The following is a 10,173-nucleotide window of genomic DNA, read 5'->3' on the forward strand; positions in this document are numbered from 1 at the left end:
CGTGCGGTGAATCTTTTAATACTCAACTTCTAATTTTCGAAACAAACTGGGAATAGCAAAGCTCATAAATTCTACAAGCAAATTCTAATTCACCAACCGGTGATGCTTATGGTCGAGAACATTTTTGAAAAAATGCTCAAAAAAACCAGAATTTTCAAGAATAGAGACGTTTTAAGACACTCCTACACCCCCGAATACTTGCCGCACAGAAAGGAGCAGATAGAAACCCTTGCGTCTCTCCTCTTACCAGCTTTGCAAGGAGAGACTCCTTCGAATATCTTAATCTACGGAAAAACAGGCACCGGAAAAACAGCTACGGTAAAATTCGTGGGTAAGCAGCTTGAAGAGGCAAGTAGAAAATTCGATGCGCACTGCGTTATCCACTACTTAAACTGCGAGATAATCGACACTCAATACAGAGTACTCGCCTCCTTGGCAAAAACCCTCGGAAGAAACGTTCCGATGACTGGTTGGCCGACAGATCAGGTTTACGAGGAGGTGAAGCGGGCGATAGATTCGAGGGATCAGACGGTGATAATTGTCCTCGACGAAATTGATAAACTCGTTAGAAAGGGGGATGAAGTGCTTTACAGCCTTTCGAGGATTAACTCAGAATTGAGAAGGGCGAGGGTCAGTTTGATAGGAATATCCAACGACTTGAAGTTTAAAAACTTCCTCGATCCGAGAGTTTTAAGCTCGCTGAGCGAAGAAGAGATAGTTTTTCCACCTTACAATGCGGAACAGCTTCAAGATATTCTTGCGCAAAGAGCTGAACTGGCGTTCTACGAGGGAGTGCTTGAAGATGACGTTATCCCCTACTGTGCAGCGTTGGCAGCCCAAGAGCACGGAGATGCAAGAAAAGCTCTGGATCTACTTAGAGTGAGTGGGGAAATTGCTGAAGCGGAAGATGCTGATAAAGTCACGAGGGAACACGTAAAGATGGCGATAAAGAGGATAGAAACTGACCATGTCGTTGAGGCTGTTAAAACTCTTCCAACTCAAAGTAAAATCCTCCTTTACGGGATAATCCTACTTCACGAAAACGGAAAAAGAAAGATGACCACCGGAGAAGTTTACGCGGTTTACAAGATTTTATGCAAGAAAATAGGATTTGACGTTCTAACACAAAGGAGGGTTAGCGATTTAATTTCAGAACTCGACATGCTCGGGATAATAAACTCCATAGTTATATCAAAAGGTAGGTACGGAAGAACGAGAGAGATAAGACTTGACGTCCCGATTAAACCCGTAAAAGAGGCGATTCTCGACGATTATCGACTTGAAGCCCTAAGGGACATGGAGAAGTTCATAAGAAGCCATCTTACGCTGGAGTTCTTTGACTGACTTAAGCAAAACATTAAAGTATTTTTCATATTCATTTAAGCTGTGGTAATCACTTACAGCAGAAACGTGTTTCTACCTTTAACAAGATCTTGCAGAAATCGCTGTTACTACTGCGGATTTAGAAAAGAGAATGACGGGTTGATGGATTTTGATTCGATAATCTCCTTGCTGAGAAGAGCAAAAAATGCAACCGAGGCGTTACTTACATTTGGAGAATTGCCAGAGTTCAGTGAAAGGGTGAGAAGAGACCTCAAGGCTTTCGGTTTCAGCAGTTTTTCGGATTACGTTAGATCCGTTTGTGAAATCGCAATCAAGGAGGGTTTTTTACCCCACACGAATCCGGGGGTTGTGGATACCGACTTTCTGAAGAAAGTTAAGGACGTTAACGCCAGCATGGGACTTATGCTTGAGCAGGCAGTTGAGTTAGAATGCCACAAAGAAAGCCCCGGAAAAAAACCGGAAGAAAGGATAAAGTTCATAAAAAAAGCTGGAAAGCTGGGAATTCCTTTTACTACTGGAATTCTGATAGGAATCGGTGAAAAATTTGAGGACAGAATTTACTCTCTGGAGGTCATAGCGGACATCCACGACAACTACGGACACATTCAGGAGGTGATAATCCAGAACTTTTCACCGAAAAAAGGAACAAAAATGGAAAACTTTAAACCTCCTTCCACTTCCGAAATGCTTGAAACCGTAAAAGTAGCCAGAAAAATTATTCAGAAAGATGTGGCAATTCAGGTTCCTCCGAACTTGGTGAAGAACATCGAGACATTCGTGAAAGCCGGAGCCAACGACCTCGGAGGAATTTCGGACGTCACTCCGGACTTCATCAACCCAGAACACCCGTGGCCGAAGGTTGAGGAGATATACGAAAAACTAAGGGGATACGAACTAAAGGAGAGGTTGCCGATCTATCCAAAATTCGTGGTGGAAGGTTGGTACAGCGAAAAGATCGCTCCGCTTATTGAAGCCTATTCAGACGAGGAGGGTTACAAATGCTGAAAGAACTTCAACTCGTTAAGGAGCCGTTCAAGACGTTTGAAATAGCCAATAAAATTAGGGAAGAAGAGGTAGGAGATATTGTAACCTACGTTGTCAACAGGAACATAAATTTCACGGACATCTGCATAAACTCCTGCAAATTCTGTTCATATCGAAACAGAAGGAGATTCGTTCTAACTATCGATGAGATAAAGAAAAAAGTCGAAGAGGCGGTAAATTACGGCTGCACAGAAGTGTGCATTCAAGGTGGTTTGTACCCGAAAGCTGATGTGGAATTCTACAAATCTATTTTGAAAGCCGTGAGAGATGTCTCGAAAGACATTCACATTCACGCCTTCTCTCCGATGGAAATTATGCATGCGGCAAGAAACTCCGGGTGCGACGTAGAAGACGTTTTGAGGGAATTGAAAAAAGCTGGATTGGACTCCATGCCCGGAACTGCAGCCGAAATTCTTGACGACGAAATAAGGAGAATTATCTGTCCGGATAAACTTTCCGTGGAAGAATGGATCGACGTCATCAAAACAGCTCACTACCTCGGAATTCCGACCACTGCAACTATAATGTACGGGCACATCGAAAGCTGGGAGCACAGAATAAGACATCTGATGATTATAAGAGAAATTCAGGAAGAGACTTCCGGATTTACCGAATTCATTCCCCTACCCTTCATGAACAAAAACAACGAGCTCGGCAAAATAGCTAAGCAGTCTTCCGGTTTCGAAGATCTGCTGATGATTGCCATAGCGAGAATTCTACTTCATCCCCTCATTCCGAACATTCAAGCCTCTTGGGTTAAACTCGGAGTAAAGCTCGCTCAGGCAGCGTTGAACTTCGGAGCCAACGACCTCGGAGGAACGTTAATGGAAGAGAACATTTCAAGGCTCGCCGGAGCGACGTCTGGAGAGTTCCTTCCGAAAGAGGAAATGGAGAAGCTAATAGTAAACGCCGGAAGAATTCCTGCTGAGAGGGACACCCTTTACAGAATAATCCGAGTTAGGGAAAATGTCTGAAATAGTACTCTACAGCGTATTCGCTAAATGGAGCAAGCGAAGCGTTGAGCAGAGAGAGATTTTCTCAAAAGTAAAACCCCCAATAAAAGTCGTTGAAGTGGATAAAGATTTGTTTCCCGATAAAGCAGAGGAACTTGAGGAGATAGGAGCTTCTTTTGGTATTCACGCTTTACCTCTAAACGTTATTTTCTACAAGAATATTCCCATTTATGCGAGCGGATTTTTGAGCGAGAAGGATGTTCTAAAATTAGTTGAAGTGGTGAAATCGCTCATAAGTGCGAACGAAAGAAGAGTTTTAGAGGAAGGGAAGAGGATTACTGAGAACGTTGAGAACAGGAAAAAAGGTAAAGAGGGTTTAGCCGGATTAGAGCTATTAAAAAGCTCTTTAGACAGAATCCTCGACGTTTTCGACTATACTTACGGAGGATTTGGATTTGATTTGAAATTCCCCTTTCCGTTCACTCACATCTCCCTCCTACTTCTCAGAAGGTTCAGAGAGGTTGAAATTTCCGTCACGGAAATGATGGACGGAGGTGTGAGGGATCACATTTTTGGAGGATTTTTCAGATACTGTCTCGAAAGAAGCTGGGACGATCCAGTTAAGGTAAAAACCACCGTTGAAAATGCTGAAATGCTGATTTTACTATCATTAGCTTACAGAAAACTCGGGATAGGAAGACTTAGAAATGTTGCAAAGGAGACTGTGGATTTCCTCTTCAGCGTTAAAAAAGAGCTCTTCGGAAACTGCGTTATCTTAGAAAAAGTCGAATTTGCTGAACTTGATGAGCTGGAAAGAAGATTTCTAAACTCTTATTACGGATTCGAAAAACTTGGCTACGCGAGGATAATTGCATCAAAGGATTCGATAGCAGATGAGCTGGGAATCAACTACGACGAAGTAGACGAGCTAACAAAAAAGTTGAGAAGGAAGGCAAGAGCCAAATTTCAAGTTGATGATAGGGAAATAAGCTCCTACAACTTCCACGTAGCTACAGCTTTGAACTACTATTCAGCGATTTTCGATGAGAAAGTGGGTGCTGAAATCATCCTTAAGAAGATTCTGAAAAAGAGATTCAAAGACGTTCTTTACAGATTTGATGACGTAGAGGCTGGATTCGAGGACTACTCTTACGGGATATTTTCGTTAGTAGTTAACCAATACCTGAACGACTGGGGACTGGAAGAGGCGGAAGAACTTTTTAAGCTTTCCAAAGATCACTGGAAAGTATTCGATTCGAGAACCGCCTCTCCTCTTTCTCTGAAAATTTTGTCAGCTCTTCACCTCCACCATCTCACGGGAGAGAAAAAGTATAGAGAATACGCGAAAGAAGAGCTGAAAAGGTTTGCCGGCTACGAGCATAACATATACTCCGGAACTTACCTCGTGGCGCTAAAAACGTACCTCAGACCCATATACGTCCCTAAGATAAAGAAATTCATAGCTCCCGACGTCTTCTTCTGGGAAAAGGATTGGGTCGAGTATGCTGGAAAGAAATTTAAGTCAAACGACGTTAAAGCTGTAGTAGATGGTTAAAGCTAAAGCGTTCGCTGCCGGAACAATCGTGAATGCCCTTGCAGCTTTAAAAGGCGTCGCCTTTGCCTTAAACTTGAAAACAACGGTTAGATTCATTCCGGGGAAAGAGAGCGATTTTGAAAACAAAGCTCTTGGATGCGTGGCAAAAAAAGTTTTCAGAAGCTTGAAGATTGACGGGAAGGTTAAAGTGGAGAGTGAAATTCCAAGGAGGGGCGGATTGGGGAGTAGCAGCGCAGTAGTGAACGCTTTGATATGCGCAGCCTATAAATACTTGAATAAGGAGCTTGAAGCTCACAGCATTTTGAGAGCTAACGCAAGAATTAGCCTGGAGTGCGGTATGAGCTACACCGGAGCTTTCGATGATGCCTCAGCCTCCCTCCTTGGAGGGGTTGTTTTCAGCGATAATGCAAAGATGAAACTTTTTAAGAGAGAGACGCTGGAAGGGAAGGTGGCAGTACTCATTCCAGATTGGGAGAGAGGAAATGTTGATTTGAGGAAAATAAGGGAAAGGAGAGAGGAAGTTGAGAGAGCCTTTAAATTAGCGATGAAGGGTAAAATTAGGGAAGCTATGTACGTGAACTCCTACGAATATTGCCAAGCTTTGAATTTACCTTTCGAACCGGTCTCAATAGCCTACAATCTCGGACTTAATGCCGGCTTGTCTGGAAACGGGCCGAGCTACGTGGCTTTCGGTGAAAACGTTAAAGACGTTAAGTCTCTCTGGGAAAGCTTCGGGAAAGTTATCTTAGTCGACATCGTGAGTGTTCCGGCGGAAAAGGTCAAAATAGAAAACTCCCTTTTCATTCAAACCTGAGAGCCACGATAGGATCGAGCTTGCTTGCCCTATAAGCCGGATACAGACCGCTTATCAAAGCCGTGAATATTCCGAAAAAGAGACCGAAAAATGCGTACAACGCTGAAGAGAGAGAAAACACGTACTCGGTTTTTCCGACAATCAAGCTCGTTATTCCGTAACCGGCAACAAAGCTCAAACAAGCACCTATCACACTTCCAAAAACCCCAAGAATTAAAGCTTCGTAAAGGAATATTTTCAAAACATCACTCCTCTGAGCACCAATTGCCCTAAGAATACCTATTTCCTTGGTTCTTTCTATCGTCGACATTAGCATAACGTTGAGAATGCTAACTCCAGCAACGAGAAGAGAGACTCCAGCTATAGCCATGAGAAACAGGTTGATCTGAGCAAAAGCCTTCTCTATTCTTTCGAGAATTGACTTCATTTCAAAAACGTCAACAACCTTTTCTTTGTAGTTCACACGGCTTTCCACGTATTCTTTAAACTTCGAAACGTCCTCTATGCTCTTTACTTTTACAATGATCATGTCGTACCCGTCTCCAAAGATCTTATCAAAATCCTCCTGAGAAATTATAACCGCATAATTCGGATTTATATCGAATCTCGCACCCTCAGCTTCAAGAATTGCCGAAACTTTGAAAAGTTTTCCGTTTACGTAGATTTTACTGCCGACTCTAAGTTCGAGAGCTTCCGCAAGCATTTTTCCAACAACGCATCTTCCGTTGAAGGAGATTCTTCCGGACTCTGCTTTGAACATCTCTCTTGCATCGTCCTCATCCAATCCGTAAACAGTGGATATCGTTCTCTTTTTCGAAGTTATCTCCGCTGCTGCCGATTTAACTGGAATTATTTCAGCTATATAAGGTGCCTTCTCAATTTTCATCAAAGTCCTCTCATCTATAACAGTGTAGCCGTGAGTCCTTGAGGGGGAAATTATAACTTCGTTTGCGAGATCTTTAAAATTCTCAAGAACCGCATTTTTCAAACTCTCCCCGAAGATTCCTATTGAAGCTATAGCCGTAACTCCAATGATTACTCCAATAGCCGCTAAAATACTTCTAACTTTAGCTCTTCCAAGGTTTCTAAGAGCCATCTGGAGATACATCCACGATCATCCCGTCTCTAAGCTTCACGATCCTCTCAGCGTATCTTTTCAAAGTTTCGTCGTGGGTAACCAATATAACCGTCACGCCTTCCTCGTTCATTTCCCTTATTGCCTCCATAACCATCTCTCCGCTCTTACTGTCTAAATTGCCCGTCGGCTCGTCGCAGAGAAGTATAGAAGGTTTATTCGCCAAAGCTCTCGCTATCGCAACGCGTTGCTGTTGTCCTCCGCTGAGTTCGGCAGGTTTTCTTTCAAGGAGGTTGTAAATTCCAAGTTTTTCGGCAAGTTCCTTAACTCTCCTCTCCCTCATTTCTTTCGAAACACCCTTGAAGACCATCGGCAGCTCAATGTTTTCCTCAACTGTGAGTGTCGGAACTAAGTTATACTGCTGAAAAATAAATCCTATCTCATCTCTTCTCAGCTTCGTCAGTTCCCTATCAGAAAGGTCTATCGTTCTCTTTCCTTTAATGATTACCTCTCCCTTTGTAGGTTTATCCAAACATCCTACGAGGTTTAGCAAAGTGCTCTTACCGCTACCGCTCGGACCCATTACAGCAATGAACTCTCCAAGCTCAACTTCAAGATTCACGTTTCTCAAAGCCACAACCTCATAATACTTCGTTTTGTAAACCTTAGTAACGTTTCTCAGTTCTACCGCTTTCATCTTCTCCTCAAAGCCATTACAGCCAGAGCGATTATCACGAGAGCAGCAGCAATTGATATTACTATCAGCATCGGAGATGCTTTCCTTTCTTCAACCTTAACGTTCTCGAACTTAACCTCCTTTTCTATCTCAAGCAAGTCTCCAGCAGCGTTTCTCCATTGAAGCTTTAAAATGCCAGTGGTGTTTTTTGCCTTGATTTCAAAGATTTCGAAATCTCCCGGCGCTACACTGCCGACAAAAGCTTTCTCTTTCTCGAAAAATACAACAACGCTCGAAATTTCGCTTGTGCCCCTATTGCAAATTTCTCCTCTTAGCACATCCTCAGAAAACTCATAGCTGCAAACGTCCACCGCACTTTCGTTCAGAACTTTTACTGCAACACTCTTAACTTCCCTCGTGATTCCCTCATTCTCGTAGCTCAATTCTACGTTAACAGTAAAGGTGCCGGGGTTGAATGCAGTTACAAACATCGAGAAGTTTTTACTTTGGCTTGGCAGGAGTACCGGGTAGCTAAAAACTTTGTCAAGGGCTTTGAGCTTTATGTTGTAAACCGCCTCCCTTTTCAAATTAGTTACGAAAATGTCAACTTTTACAGCATCGTAGATCAGAACCTTTTCAGGTGCTCTAACTTCGAAGTAAACTCCTCTGCTCTCCTTCCACTCAACTCTAAACTCCTTCACGTATTCGTGATAGTTTCTTCCGTTGTAGAAGTAAATTTTGAACGCTATCCTTTCTTTTTCCTTCGGATAGTACTTGAACACAGCCTCTTTCCCATAAGCAACTTCAGGAGTTGCGTTGAAGAGGGGTTTGATGTAAACGTTAAAGTCCGCATTTACCTTTACTTTCAAAAAATTTACCTCGTTGAGGTATATTGTAGTGTTCTGCAGCACTACTTCGGGTAGCTCCCTTTCCACTACGAACGGGATGTAGTAAGTTGTCGAGCCATTCGGAGTGGACACCTTAACTTCCACCAAGAACTTTCCAGATTTTTCTGCTTTAAACGTGAAGGGGAATTCATAGGAAGAGAAGGGAGGAATTACTCCTATGTCGGTAACAATTCTCGGCTCGACGAGATCGCTGTAAAAAACAATACTGGAAATCTTCTCAGCGAAAGAATTTTTATTTTCCAGAACGATCGAGCAATCCACCTCGTCTCCCACGAATATCTTGTCGAGTCCCACTTTAACCTCTTTGATCGTTACCTGAGCTGAAGAGGGAGCAATAAAGAAGAGCAACGCAAACAGTATCGTTAAAAATTTCTTCATGCCAGCAAAATTTATTTTTTGAATTTAAGCTTTTCTCTAAAACTCTACAATATCGAAGTCAAAATCGATGTCCGCAGAATCCTCGAAAGAGGATAGCATCAAGATATCGATCATTCCAAACGCTACAAGGAGCGAAAGCAGGAGTGCGTGAGTTCTAAGCAAATCCTCTACCTCCTTCAAGTCTCCTCTTTCCCGCGCTAATCTGATTTTCTCGGATAATTCTTTTAATTTGTTTAAAAGTTTTTGAGCTTCGTTATATCCTCTGTCGGTAAGCTCGTAAACCTCTTTTTTGAAAATTAATCCCTTCTCTCTTTTTACAACTAGTCCTTCCGCTTCCAAACTGTTTAATGCTGAAACGACGTCTTCCAACCGCACGTTCAAAGCTCTCACTATATCCTCTGCTTTTCTAAATTTAAGAAGGAGCACAAGAACACTTTCTCTTAATTCCATGAAATAAGCTTGGATGCAAATTTGAAAACTTTTCGGCTTCAAAAATTCATAAAAATATCTTGATCCAGTATCTCTCAACCCTTTTGAGCTTACACAGCTTATCAGCCGCATCCATCCACCTGTCAAAGTCTTCGAATATCTCTTCCCATTCGAAACCCCTTTCCACGAGCTCGTCCTCTTTCAAACCTTCAACGATGTCGTAAAACTCTTCAAAAGACATTTTATACTTCCTTTCAAGCTCCAAATCGACAGCAATAGCCTTTTCTACATCTACTCCTCCCTTTTTGATTACCTCCAATTCCTCCCTAAGATACTCAAGCTCTCTCTTTAGTTCTTCCAACTCTAAAGCACTTTCCGACCTCTCTTCCAGTTCTGCAATTCTATTTCCGATTCGTTCTATTTTTCTTTCGAGTTCCCTTATTCTAATCACTCTCTTCTTTCTCAGGTCCTTCCTGTTCGTCACAACTGTTCAGAGAGTGATTAGGAAACTTAAAGATTATCGAAGCGTTACCAAGCTTTTGAGCATCTTTCGAAGACTCCGTAAAATTAGAACTCGTTGTCGTCTTAGAACACGCTAAGGTTTTGGTGCAAAACTTAGTAATTTTTTTAAACTTCCAAATTAACTCTTTTTTGAAAGATGAGTGAATTAAAGGAGTTGCCAAGAGGTTGGGAAATTCTTCTTGCTTGTCATCTACTTAACGGGGAAGTTTGTGGCAAAGTGAGATTGCAAAAGGTAGTTTCAGAGTTGCAAAAAGAAGGTTTTCCGGTTAATTACAGCTTCATAATTCTTGATATGGGTCCCTTTTCAAGCAGTGTCGAGGATAACGTTCGTCAGCTTAAAAGTAATAGGTTGATAAAAGTTAATTTAATGCCAATGCCAGAAGGCTACAATGACAGGTTCGATTACGTTCTTACTGAAGAAGGAAAAAGAGTTGTCGAGGAGGGAATTCTACCAGTACTTGAGGAAGAGTACGAT

Annotated in this window: 10 protein-coding genes and 1 pseudogene; 6 read left to right on the forward strand and 5 right to left on the reverse strand. The window is 42.2% G+C overall.

Features of this window, described 5'->3' with window-relative positions:
* Positions 1-102 precede the first annotated feature (102 nt).
* From F7C14_RS02500 to F7C14_RS02520, 5 genes are read left to right on the forward strand one after another with little or no spacing between them, the layout of a single operon-like run.
* Complete coding sequence (locus F7C14_RS02500; RefSeq protein ID WP_367114319.1) at positions 103-1,344, forward strand: ORC1-type DNA replication protein; 1,242 nt, start codon at positions 103-105, stop codon at positions 1,342-1,344.
* 42 nt (positions 1,345-1,386) lie between these two features.
* Positions 1,387-2,349, forward strand: coding sequence for a 7,8-didemethyl-8-hydroxy-5-deazariboflavin synthase subunit CofG (gene cofG, locus F7C14_RS02505; RefSeq protein WP_290899634.1), 963 nt, complete (start codon positions 1,387-1,389; stop codon positions 2,347-2,349).
* On the forward strand, positions 2,343-3,362 hold the full coding sequence (gene cofH, locus F7C14_RS02510) for a 5-amino-6-(D-ribitylamino)uracil--L-tyrosine 4-hydroxyphenyl transferase CofH (RefSeq protein ID WP_290899636.1): 1,020 nt from the start codon (positions 2,343-2,345) through the stop codon (positions 3,360-3,362). The genes cofG and cofH overlap by 7 nt, the downstream gene beginning before the upstream one ends.
* On the forward strand, positions 3,355-4,896 hold the full coding sequence (locus tag F7C14_RS02515; protein ID WP_290899638.1) for a hypothetical protein: 1,542 nt from the start codon (positions 3,355-3,357) through the stop codon (positions 4,894-4,896). Before cofH ends, F7C14_RS02515 begins: the two co-directional genes overlap by 8 nt.
* Positions 4,889-5,710: a shikimate kinase gene (locus tag F7C14_RS02520; protein WP_290899640.1), complete on the forward strand. Its 822-nt coding sequence runs from the start codon at positions 4,889-4,891 to the stop codon at positions 5,708-5,710. Before F7C14_RS02515 ends, F7C14_RS02520 begins: the two co-directional genes overlap by 8 nt.
* On the opposite strand, the gene F7C14_RS02525 is transcribed toward F7C14_RS02520, so the two are convergent.
* From F7C14_RS02525 to F7C14_RS02545, 5 genes are read right to left on the reverse strand one after another with little or no spacing between them, the layout of a single operon-like run.
* A complete protein-coding gene (locus F7C14_RS02525; protein WP_290899642.1) occupies positions 5,697-6,818 on the reverse strand; it encodes an ABC transporter permease in 1,122 nt (373 codons plus the stop codon). The two genes, F7C14_RS02520 and F7C14_RS02525, sit on opposite strands and share 14 nt — an antisense overlap.
* Positions 6,796-7,482 (reverse strand): ABC transporter ATP-binding protein, encoded by a 687-nt coding sequence (locus F7C14_RS02530; RefSeq protein WP_290899643.1) that lies wholly within the window; start codon positions 7,480-7,482, stop codon positions 6,796-6,798. Before F7C14_RS02530 ends, F7C14_RS02525 begins: the two co-directional genes overlap by 23 nt.
* The gene (locus F7C14_RS02535) at positions 7,479-8,747 is read right to left on the reverse strand and encodes a hypothetical protein (protein ID WP_290899645.1); all 1,269 of its coding nucleotides are present in this window, start codon (positions 8,745-8,747) and stop codon (positions 7,479-7,481) included. Before F7C14_RS02535 ends, F7C14_RS02530 begins: the two co-directional genes overlap by 4 nt.
* A 36-nt stretch (positions 8,748-8,783) precedes the next feature.
* Complete coding sequence (locus F7C14_RS02540; RefSeq protein ID WP_290899646.1) at positions 8,784-9,197, reverse strand: hypothetical protein; 414 nt, start codon at positions 9,195-9,197, stop codon at positions 8,784-8,786.
* Between the two features lie 46 nt (positions 9,198-9,243).
* On the reverse strand, positions 9,244-9,660 hold the full coding sequence (locus tag F7C14_RS02545; protein WP_290899647.1) for a hypothetical protein: 417 nt from the start codon (positions 9,658-9,660) through the stop codon (positions 9,244-9,246).
* Positions 9,661-9,834: 174 nt separating this feature from the next.
* Here F7C14_RS02545 and F7C14_RS02550 point away from each other — a divergent pair.
* Positions 9,835-10,173: pseudogene (locus F7C14_RS02550) on the forward strand (hypothetical protein); the annotation flags it as partial.

The organism is Ferroglobus sp. (assembly GCF_015521575.1).
GTDB lineage: Archaea > Halobacteriota > Archaeoglobi > Archaeoglobales > Archaeoglobaceae > Ferroglobus.